At 58.7% G+C, this 21,168-nt stretch carries 19 protein-coding genes; 8 read left to right on the forward strand and 11 right to left on the reverse strand.

Features of this window, described 5'->3' with window-relative positions:
* Nucleotides 1–7 precede the first annotated feature (7 nt).
* From K3169_RS22515 to K3169_RS22540, 6 genes are all read right to left on the reverse strand, one after another.
* A complete protein-coding gene (locus tag K3169_RS22515; RefSeq protein WP_027902383.1) occupies nucleotides 8–544 on the reverse strand; it encodes a C40 family peptidase in 537 nt (178 codons plus the stop codon).
* A 93-nt stretch (nucleotides 545–637) separates the two neighbouring features.
* Nucleotides 638–1,339, reverse strand: a complete 702-nt coding sequence (locus tag K3169_RS22520) for a C40 family peptidase (protein ID WP_263268092.1) — start codon at nucleotides 1,337–1,339, stop codon at nucleotides 638–640.
* Between the two features lie 77 nt (nucleotides 1,340–1,416).
* Complete coding sequence (locus K3169_RS22525) at nucleotides 1,417–2,181, reverse strand: NAD-dependent deacylase (protein WP_164706036.1); 765 nt, start codon at nucleotides 2,179–2,181, stop codon at nucleotides 1,417–1,419.
* Entirely contained in the window at nucleotides 2,175–2,879 is a 705-nt protein-coding gene (gene hda / locus K3169_RS22530; RefSeq protein ID WP_027902380.1) for a DnaA regulatory inactivator Hda, read from the reverse strand. Before hda ends, K3169_RS22525 begins: the two co-directional genes overlap by 7 nt.
* Nucleotides 2,880–3,161: 282 nt before the next feature.
* Nucleotides 3,162–4,235 (reverse strand): AI-2E family transporter, encoded by a 1,074-nt coding sequence (locus tag K3169_RS22535; protein WP_027902379.1) that lies wholly within the window; start codon nucleotides 4,233–4,235, stop codon nucleotides 3,162–3,164.
* 38 nt (nucleotides 4,236–4,273) lie between these two features.
* Entirely contained in the window at nucleotides 4,274–5,368 is a 1,095-nt protein-coding gene (locus K3169_RS22540) for a DUF2066 domain-containing protein (RefSeq protein WP_263268095.1), read from the reverse strand.
* Between the two features lie 329 nt (nucleotides 5,369–5,697).
* Between K3169_RS22540 and purM the strand changes: the two genes are divergently transcribed.
* The 4 genes from purM to K3169_RS22560 all read left to right on the forward strand — a co-directional run bounded on the left by purM (nucleotide 5,698) and on the right by K3169_RS22560 (nucleotide 9,520).
* Nucleotides 5,698–6,756 (forward strand): phosphoribosylformylglycinamidine cyclo-ligase, encoded by a 1,059-nt coding sequence (gene purM / locus K3169_RS22545; RefSeq protein ID WP_122397835.1) that lies wholly within the window; start codon nucleotides 5,698–5,700, stop codon nucleotides 6,754–6,756.
* Nucleotides 6,756–7,406, forward strand: coding sequence for a phosphoribosylglycinamide formyltransferase (gene purN, locus K3169_RS22550; RefSeq protein WP_263268097.1), 651 nt, complete (start codon nucleotides 6,756–6,758; stop codon nucleotides 7,404–7,406). Before purM ends, purN begins: the two co-directional genes overlap by 1 nt.
* Nucleotides 7,407–7,414: 8 nt before the next feature.
* Complete coding sequence (locus tag K3169_RS22555; RefSeq protein ID WP_027899227.1) at nucleotides 7,415–8,128, forward strand: DUF3108 domain-containing protein; 714 nt, start codon at nucleotides 7,415–7,417, stop codon at nucleotides 8,126–8,128.
* 1,212 nt (nucleotides 8,129–9,340) lie between these two features.
* A complete protein-coding gene (locus K3169_RS22560) occupies nucleotides 9,341–9,520 on the forward strand; it encodes a hypothetical protein (RefSeq protein ID WP_027899228.1) in 180 nt (59 codons plus the stop codon).
* An 84-nt stretch (nucleotides 9,521–9,604) separates the two neighbouring features.
* Here K3169_RS22560 and K3169_RS22565 read toward each other — a convergent pair whose 3' ends face one another.
* The 5 genes from K3169_RS22565 to cysM all read right to left on the reverse strand — a co-directional run bounded on the left by K3169_RS22565 (nucleotide 9,605) and on the right by cysM (nucleotide 15,768).
* Nucleotides 9,605–10,147 carry a DUF2058 domain-containing protein gene (locus K3169_RS22565; protein ID WP_027899229.1) on the reverse strand — a complete coding sequence of 181 codons (543 nt, stop codon included), beginning with the start codon at nucleotides 10,145–10,147 and terminating at the stop codon, nucleotides 9,605–9,607.
* Nucleotides 10,148–10,177: 30 nt separating this feature from the next.
* Entirely contained in the window at nucleotides 10,178–11,011 is an 834-nt protein-coding gene (mazG, locus tag K3169_RS22570) for a nucleoside triphosphate pyrophosphohydrolase (RefSeq protein ID WP_263268098.1), read from the reverse strand.
* Nucleotides 11,012–11,108: 97 nt separating this feature from the next.
* Nucleotides 11,109–13,352, reverse strand: coding sequence for a GTP diphosphokinase (gene relA, locus K3169_RS22575; protein ID WP_027899231.1), 2,244 nt, complete (start codon nucleotides 13,350–13,352; stop codon nucleotides 11,109–11,111).
* A gap of 158 nt (nucleotides 13,353–13,510) precedes the next feature.
* Nucleotides 13,511–14,866, reverse strand: a complete 1,356-nt coding sequence (gene rlmD, locus K3169_RS22580; protein ID WP_263268099.1) for a 23S rRNA (uracil(1939)-C(5))-methyltransferase RlmD — start codon at nucleotides 14,864–14,866, stop codon at nucleotides 13,511–13,513.
* Nucleotides 14,866–15,768, reverse strand: coding sequence for a cysteine synthase CysM (cysM, locus tag K3169_RS22585; protein WP_099270633.1), 903 nt, complete (start codon nucleotides 15,766–15,768; stop codon nucleotides 14,866–14,868). The genes rlmD and cysM overlap by 1 nt, the downstream gene beginning before the upstream one ends.
* Before the next feature lie 257 nt (nucleotides 15,769–16,025).
* Between cysM and K3169_RS22590 the strand changes: the two genes are divergently transcribed.
* The 4 genes from K3169_RS22590 to K3169_RS22605 all read left to right on the forward strand — a co-directional run bounded on the left by K3169_RS22590 (nucleotide 16,026) and on the right by K3169_RS22605 (nucleotide 20,955).
* Nucleotides 16,026–18,779: a response regulator gene (locus K3169_RS22590; protein ID WP_263268100.1), complete on the forward strand. Its 2,754-nt coding sequence runs from the start codon at nucleotides 16,026–16,028 to the stop codon at nucleotides 18,777–18,779.
* A gap of 292 nt (nucleotides 18,780–19,071) precedes the next feature.
* Nucleotides 19,072–20,061: a 2-hydroxyacid dehydrogenase gene (locus K3169_RS22595; protein WP_027899235.1), complete on the forward strand. Its 990-nt coding sequence runs from the start codon at nucleotides 19,072–19,074 to the stop codon at nucleotides 20,059–20,061.
* Between the two features lie 55 nt (nucleotides 20,062–20,116).
* Complete coding sequence (locus K3169_RS22600) at nucleotides 20,117–20,554, forward strand: hypothetical protein (RefSeq protein ID WP_027899236.1); 438 nt, start codon at nucleotides 20,117–20,119, stop codon at nucleotides 20,552–20,554.
* Complete coding sequence (locus K3169_RS22605; RefSeq protein ID WP_099270636.1) at nucleotides 20,551–20,955, forward strand: META domain-containing protein; 405 nt, start codon at nucleotides 20,551–20,553, stop codon at nucleotides 20,953–20,955. Before K3169_RS22600 ends, K3169_RS22605 begins: the two co-directional genes overlap by 4 nt.
* Nucleotides 20,956–21,168: the final 213 nt, after the last annotated feature.

Below are 21,168 nucleotides of genomic sequence, written 5' to 3' on the forward strand. Positions count from 1 at the left end.
ACCTGGATTACTGATTGCGCGCCAGATTCGAAGGCTGGATCACTCGCTTGGCGTCCAGATAAGCCTTCTGCCAATAAGGCTTGTCGAGGCTGTCCAACTTCACGGTTCCGCCGGTAGCAGGTGCATGTACAAAGCGCCCTTCGCCAACGTAAATGCCTGCATGGCTGACTTGCGAACCGCCGCCTGTGGCGAAGAAGACCAGATCACCAGACTGCAGTTGCTCGCGCCCAACGCTCGGCGCACGCATCACAATCATATCGCGGGTTGAACGTGGCAAGGCAATGCCCGCCGCATCACGATAGACAAACCCGATCAGACCGCTGCAATCGAAACCTGAATCAGGCGTGTTGCCGCCCCAGCGATAGGGCGTGCCCACGAGCCCCAGAGCGCGGAACAACACGTCTTCAGCAGCAGGGTTGGGGTTCTCGGCGGGAGCAACGATCACCGGGCGTTGAACGACCCGAGGCTGAGGCGGCGGCGCACTGGCGCAAGCACCCAGTAACGCAGCGAGAGAAATGACCACAATACGTAGCGTAATCGACATAAACACAACAACCCGAGGTGGATGCGGCTTACTTTGCCGGGAGCCCGAAAAGCACAAGACAGGCTTATAGCCTGTCTTTGTACGGGACGCTAATTATTTGTGATTACGCTTTTTGACCACTGGAGTCTTGAGCGTCGTCGCCGTCATCGCAGTGGTCTGAGCGGGCGCAGTTGGCGATTCCATCGCCAGAGCACGCTTGGCTTCGATGAAGGTCTTGCTCCAGTACACATCGTCCAGGCTGTCTACACGGACACCGCCACTGCGACGGCTGCTGGAGTGGATGAACTGATTGTCGCCCAGGTAGATAGCCGCGTGGCTGACGCGACCGCGACCCGCGGTGCTGAAGAACAGCAGATCACCTGGTTCGAGGTCATTGCGCTTAACCAGCGGAGCATCGATGTTGATCATTTCACGGGAAGAACGCGGCAGGCTCATGCCCGCCTCTTCACGGAACAGATAACCAATGAAGCCGCTGCAATCAAAACCGGACTTGGTGGAGGTACCGCCGAAACGGTAACGGGTACCGATCAGGGATTTGCCACGTTCAAGAATGCTGTCAGCGAGTACTGGCAACTGGTAAGGCTTGTTGTCGGAGAAACGCGCCAGTTCAGCTTCTGTCGCCAGTTCTTCCTGCAAAACCGAACGATCTGAACGGACGTTTGCATTGGGAGCGCTGACCGATCTGGCGGTTTGCTGCTGTACTTGCTGTTGTTGCGAGACCGGTGAATTGGCGGCGCAACCTATAAGCAGGGTGACAAGTGCGAGAGGCACGAGGGGTGCGAAGCGAGCTAGCATGGGCACGACCGTGGCTGATAAGTATTAAGAAGCCGCGACTATGCCCACTCTCATTCTGATTTGCAAATTCAATCGAACTAAATGTGACTTACCAGATCGTCCATGACATGTACCGCTCGACAGGCCAAAAACACGTCCATTTGGGCGCTATGATCGGTAGGCGTCAAATTTACTAGCGCCGTAAAACCGCCGCAAACCCTTGTTCTTACTACGGGTTCATGGATATAGGGGAAGCTTGCAGTGGTGCCAATACTCAGCACTGCATCAAAGCCTTTTGCCATCTCTTCATAGAGTATTTGCATCGCTTGCTCGGGCAACATCTCTTGAAACAAAACGACGGATGGTCGCATTACGCCACCACAAAACGAACAGAGAGGTGGAAGAGGTCGTTCCAGGTGCGTACTTAAATCAGCATCCTCTGCACCGCATGACTGACAAAAAAGCGGTGCCATCTGCCCATGAATTTCAATCAGTCGCTCAGGCGGACTGCCCGCCGCGCGATGATAGCCATCCACATTTTGCGTCAGCACCCAGCATTCCGGCTTTTTGCGTTGCAGCTCGGCGATGGCGTAATGGGCGGCATTGGGCTGGCCTCCCAGGCATGCCCTTCCCAACTGCGCGATGTACTTCCAGCACAGCGCAGGATCGCGGCGCAGCATGGGGCCGGACAGAGCCATTTCGATAGGAATACCGTCGTCGGTTTCACCGTTATACAAGCCACCGACGCCGCGATAGGTCGGTAGCCCCGAATCCGCTGACAAACCTGCACCGGTAATAACCAGAATCCGCCGGGCATGACGCAGCGCCGAGGCGGTTTGCAGCAGCAACGCGGGGTCTACCACCCAAGCGTCTCTTTAAGGAAGGGAATGGTCAGCTTGCGCTGGGCCTGCAGTGAGGCCTGATCGAGGGTTTCCAGCAGATCGAACAATGCGCTCATGCTGCGAGTGCCACGGGTTAGGATGAAATGCCCGACCTCGTCAGTCAGATGCAGTCCGCGTCGCGATGCACGCAATTGAAGTGCACGCAGTTTGTCCTCGTCAGACAGGCCACGCATCTGGAACACCAGCGCCATGGTCAGGCGTGATTTGAGGTCGGGAAGTTTGACCGGTAACTCGCGGGGGGACTGCGACGCTGCAATCAGCAGACGGCGACCACTGTCGCGCAATCGATTGAACAGGTGAAAGAGTGCTTCTTCCCATTCCGGCTTGCCGACGATGGCTTGCAGGTCGTCGAGGCAGACCAGTTCGTATTGCTCAAGGTTGTCGAACAGTTCGACGCCTTCATCGATCACTTCAGCCAGTGGCAGGTAAACCGCCGGCTCGCCCATCTGCTCGAAACGCAGGCACGCGGCCTGCAACAGGTGAGTCCGACCTACGCCATCCTTGCCCCATAGATAGATGAGGCTTTCGGTCCAGCCCGCCTCGGCTTCGCACAGCCGCTCGACGTAGCCGAGTGCCGCAGCATTGGCGCCGGGATAGTAATTGATGAAGGTGGCGTCATCACGCAGACGCACACCCAGGGGCAGCTGAATAGGTTTCATGCTGGCTAAACGGTTCAAATGAACCGTTAGGGGCCTCTGTGTAAAGTGCGCAAAGTTTATACCCGTGACGCTGGGGGCACAATGCGCCAGACCATAAGCAAAATCAAAGGTTTGCGTGAATCCGGGGTATTTACGGGCCATCGCGATCCCTTGTGGGAGCAGGGCTTGCCCGCGATAAGGGCGCCAGAGATATCAGGTCTATCGCGTCCAGCCTTATCGCGGGCAAGCCTCGCTCCCACATAGGATTGCATTTCAACCCCAAATCCCCTGGGGGGATGCTTCCTACAACTCCGGATCTTCCGCCCCGCCGTAAACATCCGACTCTTTATAGACGTCATGCGCATGACGAACCAGGACCATGATCACCGCTGCCACCGGTAGAGCCAGCAGGATCCCGGTGAAGCCGAACAACTCACCGCCCGCCAGAATCGCGAAGATCACCGCCACCGGATGCAGGCCGATCCGATCGCCGACCAGCAAGGGCGTGAGCACCATGCCTTCAAGCGCCTGACCGACCATGAACACCGCCGCGATACCCAGCATCGGGTACAGGTCGCCGCCAAACTGGAACAGCCCGGCCACCAGCGCTGCGCCGATACCGATCACGAAACCCATATAAGGCACGATGGCGGCCAGACCGGCAATCACCCCGATCAACAGACCCAATTCCAGGCCCACCAGCATCAAGCCCGCTGCATAGATAACGCCCAGGCCAACCATCACCAGCAACTGGCCGCGAATGAATGCGCCCAGTACTTCATGACATTCGCCCGCCAGCTTGACGACCTGCTCTTCACGGTGGCGCGGCAATAGGCCACGAATCTTGGCCATCATCACGTCCCAGTCCCGCAGCAGGTAGAAACACACCACAGGGATCAGCACCAGATTGGTGATCCAGCCGATCAGCGCGAGGCTGGAGGCTGTCGCCCTGGACAATACAGCGCTGACGATATCGCCGGTCTGGCCCATGTGTTCGGAAATCGCTGCCTTGACCTTATCGAACTTCCAGAAGCCGTCAGCCAGTCCGAACTTGGTCTGCACCCACGGCAAAGCGCTGTGCTGCAACCAGTCCAGTATTTGTGGCGCCAGCTCATACAGACGGAACAGCTGCTTGGCGAGCATCGGTATCAGCACCAGCAGCAAGCCCATCAGGATCAGCGTAAACAGACCAAACACGGCCACCACGCTTAACGTCCGCGACAGGCCCAGCTTTTCCAGCTTGTCGGTCAGTGGGTCGCCCATGTAAGCCAACAGCAGCGCCACCAGAAACGGAGTCAGAATCCCGTGCAGCAAGAATACAAACAGGAACAGCAGAACAACCCCGCCAATCCAGAACCAGCGCCGTGTGTCAGTCATCAAAGCCCCTCGACTACTAATAGAGATGTCATGCGTTTTTACCAGCGGAAGTAAATCTGCGGTGCTGCTATTGGCACGATTGTCGGCCCGGGAGCCTGAACCGCTCCTGCAGCGTCAACTGGTGCCGGTGCAGCCTGCCCAGGTGCAGCGGCAGGTGCGGTTGGCGCCACAGTTGCTTCGGCTGCCGGAATCTCCTGCAACTTGGCCAGCGACAATTGCGAACGCAGTTGCTCGGCACTGCCGTTCACTTCGTAAATGATGCGATCGCCTTCAACCAGCTTCAGACGCGCGCCAAACGGTTCGAGTAACTGCATCAGTTGCGCGTAGCGCTCCAGATTCATGCCTTGTACCTGCATCAGCAGCCCGCTGGAGGCGCCTGGTTTGGCCACAAAACGCGGCGCCAGTCGTTCGCTGACGGCCAACAACACAGCGTCGGCCAAGGCCTCGGAGCTGGCAGCAGTCGCGGTGCCCTGCTCGCGCTTGTCACCCATCCACAACCGCCATTTGCCCTGCCATTGTCCAGCCTCTTCCTTGGCGTGCACGGCCAACAAGGCATCCGCGCCGTATCGCTCTGACGCCTGCTTCAACGCAGTGGGATCCGTGCCTTCTATATTTTTCGCGGTACCCACGCCCTGTTCTTCCAGGTCCGCCAGCGGCAGACGCAATGGCAACGCACGGTGCTGGGCCGCACGGCGCAGGGGTTCAGCAGAAGCCTGACCGTCGCCGACCAGATTGGAACCTTCGGTTGCATCATTCAGCCACCACCCAAGGATAGTCGGCCGATTGCTGCCCCACAGCGAATAACCGGCCTGGCGCAACGCACGGTCGGTGCTGGCCGGATCGAAATCCACCAGCAGGGTTTCCGGAGGCCCGGCGTCATAACCATATTGACTGATGATCTGCTGCGGATCCTTGCGCAAATCGGCCAGCGATGAACTCTGCGGAGCACGAGCATCGCCGGTCAGGCGCAGGACCATGGTTTCCAGCGCAGCCTGGGTGGCACGTGTGCGCTCGTCAGGCGTCTGGCCACTGACGGTTTCACGGACCTGATAAAGATTGTTAACGGTTTCAGCGACGCTCGGCAGACTGAGCAGTGACAGGCAGCCGGCAAAAAATAGATTCGAAAGACGCATGGACAGTTCCCGAACGGAAAAGCGGCAATAAAGAACCGCATCGAAATGACTGGCGTGAGTGAGACCGCAGCGAGCAGCTAAACATTCACAACAAAGATGAAGGCTACACCTTATAGGGGCGGCATCGAATCAACCAGTCCACAGACACACAGGTTTTTTTGCTTTCAATGCGCCAGCCCGTCGGCCTAAGGATGGCCGGTAAGGCCCAAGCCTGATAAAATCGCGCGCCTTCGCAGACTGGCGATGGTGGCGGCCCGAAAACTGGACACAGCTTTCAGCGGCCCCGCTGTTTCGGTCGATCCCCCGAATCCCCCCTAAAGGCCTGGATTATGAGCAAGCAACCCTCCCTGAGCTACAAAGACGCCGGTGTAGACATCGACGCCGGTGAAGCATTGGTCGAACGCATCAAGAGCGTTGCCAAGCGCACCAAGCGGCCGGAAGTCATGGGCGGCCTGGGCGGCTTCGGCGCCCTCTGCGAAATCCCGGCTGGCTACAAGCAGCCTGTGCTGGTTTCCGGCACCGACGGCGTCGGCACCAAACTGCGCCTGGCGCTGAACCTGAACAAGCACGACACCATCGGCATCGATCTGGTCGCCATGTGCGTCAACGACCTGGTGGTGTGCGGCGCAGAGCCGCTGTTCTTCCTGGATTACTACGCCACCGGCAAACTCAACGTCGACACTGCTGCTGACGTGGTCACCGGCATCGGCGCTGGCTGTGAACTGGCGGGTTGCTCGCTGGTAGGCGGCGAGACTGCTGAAATGCCAGGCATGTACGAAGGCGAAGACTACGACCTGGCAGGCTTCTGCGTTGGCGTCGTGGAGAAGGCCGAGATCATCGACGGCTCGAAAGTCGCTGCCGGTGATGCCCTGCTCGCCCTGCCGTCTTCCGGTCCGCACTCCAACGGCTACTCCTTGATCCGCAAGATCATCGAAGTCGCCGGTGCCGATATCGAAACCATCCAGCTGGACGGCAAGCCGCTGACCGAACTGCTGATGGCACCGACCCGCATCTACGTCAAACCTCTGCTCAAGCTGATCAAGGAGACGGGTGCTGTCAAAGCCATGGCCCACATCACTGGCGGCGGTCTGCTGGACAACATCCCGCGCGTGCTGCCAGCTGGCGCTCAGGCAGTGGTCGACGTGGCGAGCTGGCAGCGTCCAGCCGTATTCGACTGGTTGCAGCAGCAAGGCAACGTCGCTGAAAACGAAATGCACCGCGTGCTGAACTGCGGCGTCGGCATGGTTATCTGCGTCGCTCAGGAGCACGTTGAAACCGCGCTGAACGTTCTGCGCGAAGCAGGCGAGCAGCCTTGGGTCATCGGCCAGATCGCCACCGCTGCCGAAGGCGCTGCGCAAGTCGAGCTGAAAAACCTCAAGGCGCACTGATGCCTGCAACCTGCGATCTAGTGGTGCTGCTGTCCGGCACCGGTGGCAACCTGCAAGCCATGATCGACAGCTTCAAGGGCGGTGATCACCCCGCCCGCATCCGCGCGGTGATTTCCAACCGCGCCGATGCCTTCGGTTTGCAGCGCGCCAGGGACGCAGGTATCGATACCAGCGTCCTCGATCACAAGGATTACGACGGTCGTGAGGCATTCGATGCCGCGTTGATCGAAGTGATCGACACCTACCAGCCGAAGCTGGTTGTCCTCGCCGGATTCATGCGCATCCTCACCGCGGGCTTCGTCCGGCATTATCAGGGGCGCCTGCTGAACATCCACCCTTCCCTGCTTCCTCTCTATAAAGGCTTGCACACCCACCAACGGGTGCTGGAAGCTGGCGACGCCGAGCATGGCTGTACCGTGCACTTCGTCACCGAGGAACTCGACGGTGGACCACTGGTCGTACAATCAGTGATTTCGGTGGAGCCCAACGATACGCCGAGCACTCTTGCCCAGCGTGTTCATGTTCAGGAACACCACATCTACCCACTGGCTATTCGCTGGTTTGCCGAGGGCCGCTTGAGCCTTGCCGCAGAAGGCGCATTATTGGACGGGCAGTTGATCGCCGCCAATGGCCACTTGATTCGAACCTAGGAGATATTATGCGTCGCGCTTTGCTGTTCGCTTTCGCTCTGCTCGCATTGCCTGCCACCCAGGCCGCAGACCTGCAACCCTTCTCCGCCAGCTACACCGCCGACTGGAAACAGCTGCCCATGAGCGGCACGGCCGAACGCAGCCTGACCTCCGGCCCGAACGGCGTCTGGACTCTGAATTTCAAGGCTTCCATGATGATCGCCAGTCTGAGCGAAGTCAGCACGCTGAAGGTCGACAAGGACACCATGCTGCCGCAGACCTACAACTTCGAGCGTGGTGGTCTGGGCAAGTCCAAGAAAGTTGATCTGGCGTTCGACTGGTCCACCAAGTTCATCACCGGCACGGATCGCGGCGACGCCGTCAAGCTGCCGCTGAACCGTGGTGTTCTGGACAAATCCACTTACCAACTGGCCCTGCAACACGATGTGGCCGCTGGCAAGAAGACCATGACCTATCAAGTCGTCGACGGTGACGAGATTGATACCTACGATTTCCGTGTGTTGGGCTCCGAGAAGGTCGCCACCAAGGCCGGTCAGATCGACGCCATCAAGGTCGAGCGCGTGCGCGACCCGACGCAAAGCAAGCGTATTACCGTGCTCTGGTTCGCCAAGGACTGGGACTACCTGCTGGTTCGCCTGCAACAGGTAGAAACCGACGGCAAGGAATACAACATCATGCTGCTGGACGGCACGGTGAATGGCAAAGCGGTCAAAGGCAGCTGATAGCAGCCAAGCCGTACTCAAGAGCCCCGCCATTGTGCGGGGCTTTTTTGTGCCTGGGAGACGGGCAGCTATTAATAGCCTGTGGGAGATTCTATGTTGGCCTGCAAGGGTTGATCCCGGTGGGAGCGAATTCATTCGCGAATGCGTCATGTCAGGCGACAGAAGTGTTGAAGCTGCCGACCCTTTCCCGAATAAATTCGGTCCCACAGGTTTTGCATAAGCTTGAGAGGCTATCAACCTGTTGGAGCGAGGCTTGCCCGCGAAGAACGATAACGCGGTATTGCAATGAAACCGCGTCGCCTATATCGCGGGCAAGCCCGGCTCCACAGGGATTTGCGATCCACCCGAGATGGTTATCTCTGGGAGATTCTATGTTGGCCTGCAAGGGTTGATCCCGGTGGGAGCGAATTCATTCGCGAATGCGTCATGTCAGGCGACAGAAGTGTTGAATCTGCCGGCCCTTTCCCGAATGAATTCGGTCCCACAGGTCCTGCATAAGCGTGAGATGCTCTCAACCTGTTGGAACGAGGCTTGCCCGCGAAGAACGATAACGCGGTATTGCAATGAAACCGCGTCGCCTATATCGCGGGCAAGCCCGGCTCCCACAGGGATTAGCGATCCAACTGAAACGATTATCTGTGGGAGATTCTGTGTTGGCCTGCAAGGGTTGATCCCGGTGGTTCGAATTCATTCGCGAATGCGTCATGTCAGGCGACAGAAGTATTGAAGCTGCCGACCCTTTCCCGAATAAATTCGGTCCCAAAGGTCCTGCATAAGCTTGAGAGGCTACCAACCTGTTGGAGCGAGGCTTGCCCGCGAAGAACGATAACGCGGTGTGGCCGTGAAACCGCGTCGCCAGTATCGCGGGCAAGCCCGGCTCCCACAGGGATTTGCGATGCACCTGAGACGGTTGTCTGTTGGGAATTCATTCGCGAAGAGGCCAGTACAGTCGATGCATTTTGATCAGCCTTAGCACCGCCTTCGCGAATGAATTCGCTCCCACAGGTGCCATAAATCCGCAGCTGGAGCCACATGAAATAATCTTCATTTACCTGACAGACCCGCTGTAGCCCTTATAAATAAAGGCTCCCGGCAACCTGCCGTGCTCTGCAACCGAACATGAAAAAAACCAACTATTTACGTAGTCAGCTAACAAATTCTATAACTGAGGCCTGCGACAGATCGCCGCAGTCCAAGTCAGGAGTTTGAACGATGACCGTAATAGTAACTGAACGCGATGACGCCCATATCTCCCATGAAAGCATTGCCGACGGCATTCAAATCTGGGACGTCTACCAGCAGGATCAACTGGTCGGCATGTTTCACGTAGAGTCCGATGCGCAGCGCTACAAGATGGAACTCGAGGCGCAGGAAAACCAACGCAGTCAGTGATCGCTGACGTGCTGGATGACAAACAGAATCGCTTAAAAAACAAAACCCGCACTTGGCGGGTTTTGTTTTGACACGACGCTGGTATTACCACATCAGATCATCAGGGATCTTGTAAGCCGCGTACGGATCATCGCCGTCTGCCTTCTCTTCAGTCGGCTCGCTCAACATCACGATGCGACGCGGGTCGCGCTCCTGAATCTTCAGCGCCGCCTCACGCGGAATGACTTCATAACCCCCACCATGACTGACGATGGCCAGCGAGCCGTTGCTCAGCTTGCTGCGCATCAGGTTGTTGACCGACAGGCGCTTGACCTTCTTGTCGTCGACGAAGTTGTAGTAATCCTCGGTGGTCAGCTTGGGCAGGCGTGACGATTCGATCAATTGCTTGACCTGAGCGGCGCGGGCCTTCTGCTCGACCTTCTCCTGCTGCTGCCGATTGAGTTCCTGATCGCGCTTGACCTTCTCGGCCGCGGCTTCCTGGGCGGCACGCTTTTGCGAGTCGTCAATTTCAATCTGACCTTTGTGGGCCAGACGCTGTTCTTTCTGCTTGTCTTTGCTGACCTGTTTGGCCTGCTTCTGGTTGACCAGGCCTGCCTTGAGTAACTGATCGCGAAGGGAAATGCTCATTGTCTACTCACTTATGCAGATGCAGCGAGCTCAGCCACAGCTGGGCGCGTTCTTTTCCTGACGTTTGGCTTCGCCCCACAGAGCGTCCATTTCTTCAAGGGTGCAATCTTCCATGGGACGCTGGGTGTCGCGCAATGCCTGTTCGATAAATCGGAAGCGGCGTTCGAATTTGCGGTTGGCAGCGCGCAGGGCATTTTCAGGATCAACCTTGAGATGCCGGGCCAGATTCACCGCTGCAAACAACAGATCGCCAACCTCTTCCTCGATGCCCGCAGCGTCGTTGTCAGCCATGGCTTCCAGCACTTCATCGAGCTCTTCGCGGACATTGTCGACCACGGGCAAGGCTGAAGGCCAGTCGAAACCTACCTGTGATGCCCGTTTTTGCAATTTGGCGGCACGAGACAACGCAGGCAACACGGCGGGCACATCGTCGAGCAGTGACAATTGCTCGGGCGGCTTTGCCTTGACGGCACGCTCCTGAGCCTTGATCTCCTCCCAACGCTGCTTGACCTCTTCGTCGCTCAAGCGCGGCGTTTCCAGTGGCGCATACAAATCGCCAGTGGGAAAAACATGAGGGTGACGACGGATCAGCTTGCGCGTAATGCCATCAATCACGCCGTCAAACTCGAACCGCCCTTCTTCCCTGGCCAGTTGGCTGTAGTACACCACCTGAAACAGCAAATCGCCCAGCTCACCCTTGAGATCATCGAAGTCACCGCGCTCAATGGCGTCGGCCACTTCGTACGCTTCTTCAAGGGTGTGCGGCACGATGCTGGCGTAATTCTGCTGCACGTCCCACGGGCAACCGTATTTCGGGTCACGCAGACGGGCCATGAGGTGGAGCAGGTCTTGGAGCGAATACATGGGGTTCCCTTCGGTCACAGCTTTAAGCTACAAGCCCCAAGCTACAAATTGTCCGCGTCCAGCTTGCGGCTTGTAGCTTAAAGCTTGCAGCTACGCCTCAAGGCGTTCTGTTTCGCCGCGTCTCGATAATGTTCGGCAATTGCGAGATCCGCCCCAGCAAGCGGCCCAAGGCATCAAGCCCCGGGATCTCGATGGTCAGCGACATCAACGCCGTGTTGTCCTCTTTGTTCGAGCGGGTGTTGACCGCCAGCACGTTGATCCGCTCGTTGAGCAGGATCTGCGATACGTCACGCAGCAGACCGGAACGGTCGTAAGCACGGATGATGATGTCCACCGGATAGGTGAGCACCGGCACCGGGCCCCAACTGACCTGAATGATCCGCTCGGGCTCGCGACCGCCCAACTGCAGGACCGAGGCGCAGTCCTGACGGTGAATGCTCACCCCACGGCCTTGCGTGATATAGCCGACGATGGCATCGCCCGGCAGCGGCTGGCAGCAGCCCGCCATCTGCGTCATCAGGTTGCCGACACCCTGAATCTGGATATCGCCACGCTTGCCGGGCTTGTAGCCGGTGGCTTTGCGTGGGATCAGTTCCAGTTGCTCGTTGCCGCGCTCTGGCTCGACCAGCTGTTGCGCCAGATTGACCAGTTGAGTCAGACGCAAATCGCCCGCACCCAACGCCGCGTACATATCGTCGGCGGCGCGCATGTTGGCTTTTTCCGCCAACCGCTCGTGGTCCACCGCTGGCAGTGCCAGACGCGCCAGCTCCCGCTCAAGCAAGGTTCGACCGGCCGCAACGTTCTGGTCACGCGCCTGCAATTTGAACCAGTGAACGATTTTCGCCCGCGCCCGGGAAGTAGTGATGTAACCCAGGTTGGAGTTCAGCCAGTCACGGCTCGGCGTCCCCTGCTTACTGGTGATGATCTCGACCTGCTCACCGGTCTGCAGGCTGTAGTTGAGCGGTACGATCCGGCCATTGATCTTCGCGCCCCGGCAGTTATGGCCGATTTCGGTGTGAACCCGATAAGCGAAGTCCAGCGGTGTAGCCCCTTTGGGCAAGTCAATGGCGTGGCCGTCCGGTGTGAAGACGTAGACGCGATCCGGCTCGATGTCGACGCGCAGCTGTTCAGCCAGCCCACCGATATCGCCCAGTTCTTCGTGCCATTCCAGCACCTGACGCAGCCAGGAGATTTTCTCTTCGTAATGATTGGAGCCGGATTTAACGTCAGTGCCTTTGTAACGCCAGTGCGCACAAACCCCCAGTTCGGCTTCTTCGTGCATCGCATGGGTACGGATCTGGACTTCCAGCACCTTGCCTTCCGGCCCGATGACCGCGGTGTGCAGCGAGCGATAGCCGTTTTCCTTGGGGTTGGCGATGTAGTCGTCAAACTCCTTGGGAATGTGCCGCCACAACGTGTGCACGATACCCAGCGCGGTGTAGCAGTCGCGCATTTCCGGAACCAGCACCCGCACGGCGCGAACGTCGTAGATCTGGCTGAAATCCAGACCCTTGCGCTGCATTTTGCGCCAGATGGAATAGATGTGTTTGGCCCGGCCACTGATATCGGCTTTGACGCCGGTGGCCAGCAGTTCGTTGTCCAGTTGCGACATCACATCGCTGATGAAACGTTCGCGATCAAGGCGACGTTCATGCAACAACTTGGCGATCTGCTTGTATTGCTCAGGTTCCAGGTAGCGGAAGGACAAGTCCTCCAGCTCCCATTTGATATGGCCGATACCCAAGCGGTGGGCCAAAGGCGCATAAATATCAAAGACTTCACGGGCCACGCGATTGCGCTTTTCTTCGTCGGCATTTTTCACCGCACGGATCGCGCACGTACGCTCGGCCAGCTTGATCAAGGCAACGCGAACGTCGTCGACCATGGCCACCAGCATCTTGCGCAGGTTTTCCACCTGCACCTGAGTGCCCAATACCAACGACTGGCGCGGACTGAGGCTGGCGCTGATTGCCGCCATGCGCAGCACGCCATCAATCAGTCGGGCGACCGTTGCGCCGAAACGCTGCTCGACATCCGGCAAAGGAATCTTGCCTTCGCGCACGCCCCGGTACAGAACCGCTGCAACCAGCGAGTCCTGGTCCAGCTTGAGGTCGGCGAGGATCTCGGCGATTTCCAGTCCCGTATGAAAACTGGACGTGCCTTCGGCCCAGAGATTCTTCGCTGCATTGTCCTGCTGCTCGGCTTGCCGAACAAATTCACAGGCCTCTTTCAGCGCCTGTCGGTCCACTATGAGGTCGACGCTGACCACATGATCAAGCCACGCGTCGAGATTGATACTGCCGTCTGTGTTTATCGGCTGGTGTGCTCTCACCTGTACCATGTTGCTTACCTTCCCTACGGCGCGATGAATAGCGCCTACAGTCGCTGACCTTCTTGAGCGAACACTCCTCACCGGGCAAGCGAGGACTGGTGTCCGCGGGTCAGTCGGATTAAACGAGACTCCGTGTAAGCAGCCGACTCGATTCCCTGGGCCGCCGCTTACTTACTCGCTTCAAATAACGCCATCGCCTCGACATGTGCCGTCTGTGGAAACATATCGAGGATACCGGCACGTTTTAATCTGTAGCCCTGACTGAGCAATTCGACAGTGTCACGAGCCAAAGTTGCCGGATTACATGAAACATAAAGTAACCGGCGGGCGCCTAATGTCTTCAGCTTGCGCACCACCTCAAAAGCACCGTCACGCGGCGGGTCCAACAGCACCGCAGTAAAGCCTTGCGCTGCCCATTCAGCCTTGTCCAGCGGCTGCGAAAGATCCGCCTGAAAAAATGCCACGTTGTGTAGATCATTACTCATTGCATTGCGGGTGGCACGCTCGACCATGGTCGCAACCCCTTCGACCGCTACCACCTCTTTGACCATTTTCGCCAATGGCAGGGCAAAATTGCCCAGCCCGCAAAACAAATCCAGTACCCGCTCATCGGCCTGGGGTGCCAACCACTCCAGCGCCTGTTCGATCATCGCGGTGTTGACCGCCGCGTTGACCTGAATGAAATCTCCCGGCCGATACGCCAGCTCCAGATCCCAAGGCTCCAATCGATACCCCAAGGATTGCGAAGCGTCTGCCGGCTGCGGATCACCGTCCCCATGCAACCATAGTTGTGCGTCATGAGTATGGCAAAATGCTTTCAAATTATTGAGATCGGATTCAGCCAGTGGCGCAGTGTGCCGAACCAGTACCGCGCTCGATGTCCCCCAAAACAATTCGACATGCCCCAGCACCTGAGGCTTGCTAAAGCTTTTCAGCATTCCCGGCAGCTGCATCATGATCGGTTGCAAAGCCTGTACCAGCACCGGGCATTCATCGATGGCGACGATGTCCTGGCTGGCGGCAGCACGAAAGCCCACGTCCAGATGTTTTGCCTTTACGTCCCAGCGTACCGCGACCCGGGCGCGTCTGCGGTAGGCAAACTCCGGACCGGTCAACGGCGCTGCCCACTGCTCCGGCTCAACGCCGGCGACCCGCTGCAACTGCTGGGCGAGCATGCGCTGTTTCAGGGCGAGCTGTTCAGCGTGGGGCACATGCTGCACGCTGCAGCCGCCGCAGCGACCAAAATGCACGCACGGCGCAGGACGACGCATCGCGCTGCCCTGGAACACACGTTCGGTGCGTGCTTCAACGATTTTGCCGTGGGCATTGAGTACCCGCGCCTCGACCTCTTCACCTGCCAGGCTGCCCGCGACGAACCAGGTCTTGCCTTCGAAAAACGCGATGCCGCGTCCATCGTTCGCCAGGCGCTCGATGGTCAGCCGCTGTTTCTTGCCCGTCGGGATCTGGTTTGCCCGGGTACCGCCTGCTGGCTGGAAGCGCAGGCCTCTTTCATGTTTGGCCATCAGTTGGGCGCGTCATAGACGCCGGTCGACAAGTAACGGTCGCCACGGTCACAAATGATCGCGACCAGGACCGCATTTTCGACTTCACGGGACAGACGCAACATGCCCGCGACCGAACCGCCCGAGGACACACCGCAGAAGATGCCTTCTTCGCGGGCCAGACGGCGCATGGTCTCTTCGGCCTCGACCTGGCCCATATCAATGATGCGATCCACCCGATCAGCCTGATAAATGCGTGGCAGGTACTCTTCCGGCCAGCGACGAATACCCGGAATCGCTGCGCCTTCCATCGGTTGCAGTCCGACGATCTGCACATTCGGATTCTGTTCTTTCAGGTAACGCGACACGCCCATGATGGTGCCGGTGGTCCCCATGGAGCTGACGAAATGGGTGACTGTGCCACCTGTCTGCTGCCAGATTTCGGGGCCGGTGCTGGTGTAATGCGCCTGCGGGTTATCGCCGTTGGCGAACTGGTCAAGCACCTTGCCGCGACCTTCGCGCTGCATCCGCTCAGCCAGGTCACGGGCACCTTCCATGCCCTCTTCCTTGCTGACCAGAATCAGCTCGGCGCCATAGGCAGTCATCGCCGCCTTGCGTTCGGCGCTGGAGTTGTCCGGCATGATCAGGACCATCTTGTAACCCTTGATCGCGGCGGCCATGGCCAGGGCGATGCCAGTGTTACCGGAGGTCGCTTCGATCAGGGTGTCACCAGGATGAATCTGACCACGCAGTTCGGCACGGGTAATCATCGACAGCGCAGGACGATCCTTGACCGAACCGGCAGGGTTGTTCCCCTCCAGTTTCAGCAGGAGCGTATTGCTGGTATTACCCGCCATGCGCTGCAAGCGCACAAGCGGGGTGTTGCCGACGCAATCGGCAATGGTTGGGTACTGCAGGGTCATGGCGTATTCGCAATCCAGACTGCGGGGGCGCCTATCATAACGGCAAACGCCTAAAGCCCATATCACGCAAAGTGCGGGTCTTATCGCCAAATGGAATAACGCATAGTCAGCGATGCAAAGCCACCCTTCACCCAGTAGGGGTAATATGCGGCGATTGTGTCCGGTTAAATAGCTACACTGCCTGACACCAACCTGCCATCACCACCTTACAAGCCTGTGTAGCTCACCGGCAATCCTCGCCCGCTGGAGAAAAAAGTGTGCTGAAAAAGCTGGGTATCAAAGGCCGCGTCCTGCTGCTGACCGTCGTGCCGGCCATTCTCATGGCGACGCTGCTGGGGGGATATTTCACCTGGATGCAGCTGCACGACTTGCAGGAGCAATTGTTACAGCGCGGCGAAATGATTGCCGAGGAGCTTGCGCCTCTTGCCGCGCCAGCGCTGGACCGCGGTGACAGCGCCCTGCTTGAACGCATCGCAGTGGAGACGCTGGAAGAGAACGACGTACGTTCCGTATCGTTTCTCAGCGCAGACCGGGTGCCACTGGCCCATGCCGGGCCGAGCATGATCAACTCGCCTCCCGAGGGCAACAGCACAAAACTCCTGCAACGCACCGGCAACGATGCGACACGCTACTTGCTACCGGTGCTCGGTCGCGAACGTCACCTGACCGGCGAAATCATCCCGAATGAAGCCGACCGCCTGCTGGGCTGGGTCGAAGTCGAGCTGACCCACAGCGGTACATTGCTGCGCGGTTATCGCAGCATGTTTTTCAGCCTGCTGCTGATTCTGGGCGGGATGGCCCTGACCGCAGTGCTCGCGCTGCGCATGAGCCGCACGATCAACGGCCCTATCAGCCTGATCAAACAAGCGGTTTCCCAACTCAAGGACGGTAATCTGGAAACCCGCCTGCCACCGCTGGGCAGTCTGGAACTGGATGAACTGGCTTCGGGCATTAACCGCATGGCCGCAACGCTACAAAACGCTCGGGAAGAATTGCAACACAGCATCGAACAAGCCACTGAAGACGTCCGGCAGAATCTGGAAACCATCGAAATCCAGAACATCGAACTGGATCTGGCGCGCAAAGAAGCGCTGGAAGCCAGCCGGATCAAATCCGAATTCCTGGCCAACATGAGCCATGAAATCCGCACGCCGCTCAATGGCATTCTTGGTTTTACCCATTTACTGCAGAAAAGCGATCTGACGCCGCGCCAGTACGATTACCTGAGCACCATCGAAAAATCGGCCGACAGCCTGCTGGGGATCATCAACGAAATTCTCGACTTCTCGAAGATCGAGGCCGGCAAACTGGTCCTCGATAATGTGCCGTTCAACCTGCGTGATCTGCTGCAGGACACACTGACCATTCTTGCCCCGGCTGCCCACGCCAAACAGCTGGAACTGGTCAGTCTGGTGTACCGAGACACGCCGTTGTCATTGCTCGGCGACCCGCTGCGCCTGAAGCAGATCATGACCAATCTGGTCAGCAACGCGATCAAGTTCACCCGGGAAGGCACTATCGTCGCCAGGGCCATGGTCGAAGACGAAAGCGAAGACAGCGCTCAGTTACGCATTAGCGTGCAGGACACTGGGATCGGCTTGTCCAGCCAGGACGTGCGCGCCTTGTTTCAGGCCTTCAGCCAGGCCGATAACTCGTTGTCCCGACAGCCGGGCGGTACCGGTCTGGGCCTGGTGATTTCCAAGCGGTTGATCGAGCAGATGGGGGGCGAGATTGGCGTCGACAGTGAGCCGGGCGAAGGTTCGGAGTTCTGGATCAGCCTGCGCCTGCCCAAAGCCCGAGACGATATCGAGGACGCACCCGCCCTGCCGTTGCAGGGGCTGCGGGTCGCGGTAATGGAGCATCACGATCTGGCGCGGCAAGCCCTTGAGCATCAACTGGAAGACTGCGGCTTGCAGACACTGGTGTTCAACAACCTGGAAAACCTGCTCAACGGTGTCACCGCGGCGCATCAAACACCCGCAGCGATCAGCCTCGCCGTATTGGGTATCACCGCTCACGAGCTGCCGCCCGAGCGCCTGCGCCAGCACATCTGGGACCTGGAAAACCTCGACTGCAAAGTGCTGGTGCTATGTCCGACCACCGAGCAGGCGTTGTTCCAGCTTGCGGTCCCGGACATCTATACCCAGTTGCAGGCCAAACCGGCCTGTACCCGCAAACTGCGCCGCGCCTTGTGCGAGCTGATCAGCCCGGTCGCCCAGCGCAGCGATACCGCCGAACCGTTGTCGAGCCGTCCGCCACGTCTGCTGTGCGTGGACGACAACCCGGCCAACCTGCTGCTGGTGCAAACCCTGCTGGAAGACATGGGCGCCGAAGTGACTGCGGTGGACAGCGGCTATGCAGCGCTGCACGCGGTGAAGACCGAGACGTTCGATCTGGTGCTCATGGACGTGCAAATGCCCGGCATGGACGGGCGTCAGACCACTGAAGCAATCCGGGCCTGGGAGACCGAACGCCAGAGTTCGTCGCTGCCTATCGTCGCCCTGACCGCCCATGCCATGGCCAATGAAAAGCGCGCGCTGCTGCAGAGCGGCATGGACGATTACCTGACCAAGCCTATCAGTGAACGACAACTGGCCCAGGTGGTGCTCAAGTGGACCGGACTGGCCCTGCGCAATCAGGCACCGGAGCGTCAAACCGAAAACACTCACCGCAGTGCCGACATGCATGTGCTTGATCACAGCGAAGGGTTGAAACTGGCCGCTGGCAAACCCGATCTCGCCGCCGACATGCTGGCCATGTTGCTGGCATCACTGGAAGGCGACCGTGAAGCGATTCGCTCAGCCCGTGAAAGCGATGACCGGGAAGCCTTGCTCGAACGCGTCCATCGCCTGCACGGCGCAACCCGATACTGTGGAGTTCCGCAATTACGTGCTGCATGTCAACGCAGCGAAACGCTACTCAAGCAAAATGCACCGCAAGTCCACGACGCTCTGGACGAACTGGAATCAGCCATAAAACGCCTGGCTGATGAAGCGCGGGTGAGTGCCTGATCGAAGGGTTTGAGCCCACGGTCCATGGCACCGCGCTCGCTCGCACCGAACATAGAACTGCAGGAGCGCGCTTGCCCGCGATTCGGTCTGTCAGTCGATGAATATATCGTCTGTGCTGGCGCAATCGCGGGCAAGCGCGCTCCTACAGAAAAGGCATTTGAATTCAGTTAGTTATTTTATGTTTGATGGGAGCCGCCGAAGCTGCAAAGCAATATATCTGACACACCGCTTTCTCGGCCTTCGGCAGCGCCTACAAGATCCGGTATCTCTCCAACACTACAAGGAATCGTAGATGCGCACTCTGATCTTCAGCAGCCAGACTTACGACCGCGACAGCTTTCTTGCCGCGCGTCTGCCTGAATCGCTGCAACTGCACTTCCAGCCGGCTCGCCTGACAATGGAAACAGCCGCACTCGCGGACGGCCACGAAGTCGTGTGCGCGTTCATCAATGATGACCTCAGCGCGCCCGTACTTGAACGTCTGGCCGCCGGTGGCACTCGTTTGATTGCTCTGCGTTCGGCCGGCTACAACCATGTCGACCTGCCAACCGCGCAGAAACTGGGGATCAGCGTGGTGCGGGTGCCCGCCTATTCACCGCATGCCGTGGCCGAACATGCCGTTGCGCTGATTCTGGCCCTCAACCGTCGCCTGCATCGCGCCTACAACCGCACCCGCGACGGCGATTTCAGCCTGCATGGTCTGACCGGCTTCGATCTGGTGGGCAAAACCGTCGGCATCGTCGGCACCGGGCAGATCGGCGCAACCTTCGCCAAAATCATGTCGGGTTTCGGGTGCGAGTTGCTCGCCTACGACCCCTTCCCCAATCCACACGTCGAAGCCCTGGGCGCCCGCTACCTGAGCCTCGAAGAATTGCTGCAACAGTCGCAGATCATCAGCCTGCACTGCCCGCTCACGCCGCAAACCCGACACCTGATCAATGCCCGGTCGCTGGCGACCATGCAGCGCGGTGCCATGTTGATCAACACAGGACGCGGCGCGCTGGTCGACACCCCGGCCCTGAGCGAAGCCTTGAAAAGCGGTCAGTTGGGTTATCTGGGGCTGGATGTCTACGAAGAAGAAGCGCTACTGTTTTTCGAGGATCGGTCCGATCACCCGTTGCAAGATGACGTGCTTGCCCGCCTGCTGACCTTTCCCAATGTAATCGTGACCGCTCATCAGGCTTTTCTGACCCACGAAGCCCTGGGTGCTATCGCGCAGACCACGCTGGACAACATTCATGCCTGGGCCAGCGGTCAGCCGCAAAATCTCGTGGCAAGCTAGCGGGAAGAGAAATCCCACAACTGCGTGATAGGATGCGCGCAATTTGGAGGACCTCATGGCCGAACACGATTTTCGCTACAGCATGCTCAACCCGCAACACACCCTGACCGAGTGCCGCACCTTGGCACCGGGGCGCTATCAAGTGACTGGCAACGGCGGTTCGATTCACGATCGTGACGAACTGCTGGTGACCATCAAAGGCAGCAAAACCCTGCACATGCGCCTGCAGGTCGAGAAGGTCCGCCACCTGATCAACCCGCCCGGCCAATGGATCGCAGTCGCCAAAGGTCCAGTGTTCGACGAACTGGCCATCCACCAGTGGAAGGTCAATTGCGACAGTTGCGGTGTAGTGCTGGACTTCGAGTTCATGGTTGACGCCAAGGCTGGCGTTGCCGCACAGAAACCCGCCGCATCAGCACGCATTGCCGAGCTGGGCTGGAAATCCGAAGGTGAGAAGCACTTCTGCAAGAAGTGTCAGGAGAAAGCTGCATGAAACCGTTTGCCCTGTCAGCACTCGTCGGTGCTGCCTTGCTGGTCGGCTGCGCGGCTAAACCGCTGCCGATCAAGCATGACCAAAGCTACGTGCTGGAATGGATCGGCGAACGTCCGCTGATCGACAACAGTCACCTGACCATGACCCTGGGCGCCGATGGCCGCGCCTACGGCAATGCCGGCTGCAACCACTGGTTTGCGTCGTACACCCTGCAGGACGAGACCATCACGTTTGGTGCCGTCGGCAGCACCCGCAAAATGTGTGCCCCGGCCCTGATGGAGCAAGAGCAACGCTTCCTGCAAGCGGTTGGCAAAGTCCAACGCTGGGACATCTCGCCCATTGACCAGCTGCGCCTGTGGCCTGCGCAAGGCAAACCGTTGAGGTTCTGGGAAGAGGGTTGAACCCTGGGTTGCACCATTTCCGGTAGGAGCGAACTTGTTCGCGAGGCGGTGTATCTGAAGAACCGCGTCAGCCCTCTCGCCAACAAGTTGCCTCCTACCACAACAACCTGACACGGCACCGCCCGGTAGGAGCGAACTTGTTCGCGAGGCGGTTTGCCTGAATAACCGCATCAGCCCCTCTCGCCAACAAGTTGCCTCCTACCAGAACCGCCT

This window comes from Pseudomonas phytophila (genome assembly GCF_025643095.1).
In the GTDB taxonomy this organism is placed as follows: Bacteria; Pseudomonadota; Gammaproteobacteria; order Pseudomonadales; family Pseudomonadaceae; genus Aquipseudomonas; species Aquipseudomonas quasicaspiana.

Bases quoted from the DNA above. Each gene is read 5' to 3' on its own strand.
- K3169_RS22515 (WP_027902383.1), bottom strand. From the start codon at position 544: ATGTCGATTACGCTACGTATTGTGGTCATTTCTCTCGCTGCGTTACTG.
- K3169_RS22520 (WP_263268092.1), bottom strand. From the start codon at position 1,339: ATGCTAGCTCGCTTCGCACCCCTCGTGCCTCTCGCACTTGTCACCCTG.
- hda (WP_027902380.1), bottom strand. From the start codon at position 2,879: ATGAAACCTATTCAGCTGCCCCTGGGTGTGCGTCTGCGTGATGACGCC.
- K3169_RS22535 (WP_027902379.1), bottom strand. From the start codon at position 4,235: ATGACTGACACACGGCGCTGGTTCTGGATTGGCGGGGTTGTTCTGCTG.
- K3169_RS22540 (WP_263268095.1), bottom strand. From the start codon at position 5,368: ATGCGTCTTTCGAATCTATTTTTTGCCGGCTGCCTGTCACTGCTCAGT.
- purM (WP_122397835.1), top strand. From the start codon at position 5,698: ATGAGCAAGCAACCCTCCCTGAGCTACAAAGACGCCGGTGTAGACATC.
- purN (WP_263268097.1), top strand. From the start codon at position 6,756: ATGCCTGCAACCTGCGATCTAGTGGTGCTGCTGTCCGGCACCGGTGGC.
- K3169_RS22555 (WP_027899227.1), top strand. From the start codon at position 7,415: ATGCGTCGCGCTTTGCTGTTCGCTTTCGCTCTGCTCGCATTGCCTGCC.
- K3169_RS22560 (WP_027899228.1), top strand. From the start codon at position 9,341: ATGACCGTAATAGTAACTGAACGCGATGACGCCCATATCTCCCATGAA.
- K3169_RS22565 (WP_027899229.1), bottom strand. From the start codon at position 10,147: ATGAGCATTTCCCTTCGCGATCAGTTACTCAAGGCAGGCCTGGTCAAC.
- mazG (WP_263268098.1), bottom strand. From the start codon at position 11,011: ATGTATTCGCTCCAAGACCTGCTCCACCTCATGGCCCGTCTGCGTGAC.
- relA (WP_027899231.1), bottom strand. From the start codon at position 13,352: ATGGTACAGGTGAGAGCACACCAGCCGATAAACACAGACGGCAGTATC.
- rlmD (WP_263268099.1), bottom strand. From the start codon at position 14,866: ATGGCCAAACATGAAAGAGGCCTGCGCTTCCAGCCAGCAGGCGGTACC.
- cysM (WP_099270633.1), bottom strand. From the start codon at position 15,768: ATGACCCTGCAGTACCCAACCATTGCCGATTGCGTCGGCAACACCCCG.
- K3169_RS22595 (WP_027899235.1), top strand. From the start codon at position 19,072: ATGCGCACTCTGATCTTCAGCAGCCAGACTTACGACCGCGACAGCTTT.
- K3169_RS22600 (WP_027899236.1), top strand. From the start codon at position 20,117: ATGGCCGAACACGATTTTCGCTACAGCATGCTCAACCCGCAACACACC.
- K3169_RS22605 (WP_099270636.1), top strand. From the start codon at position 20,551: ATGAAACCGTTTGCCCTGTCAGCACTCGTCGGTGCTGCCTTGCTGGTC.